Consider the following 245-nt stretch of genomic DNA (forward strand, 5'->3'; position numbering starts at 1 on the left):
CCGAGGTAGCGCAGGGTGGTGGTGTCGAAGAACACGTCCCAGCCGTGGTCGGTCTTCTCGGCGGTCTCCACGGCGACGGCCATCACGCCGCCGGAGACGGCCACGGAGTTCACCCTGGCGCCCTTGTCCGTGACGGGGCCGTCCGCGGTGCGCAGGCCCTCGGCGGGGAGGGTCCGCTCGGCCACGGGGGCGGCGTCGGCGTCCAGGCGCATGGCGGCGACGGCCCCGCGCTGCGGGGTCACCCC

The 245-nt window shown here is 76.3% G+C and carries 1 pseudogene; it reads right to left on the minus strand.

Annotation, left to right across the window (positions count from 1 at the left end):
* Positions 1–245: pseudogene (locus KVS67_RS12655) on the minus strand (alkaline phosphatase); the annotation flags it as partial.

This window comes from Micrococcus sp. GbtcB5 (assembly GCF_019091605.1).
GTDB lineage: Bacteria > Actinomycetota > Actinomycetes > Actinomycetales > Micrococcaceae > Micrococcus > Micrococcus luteus.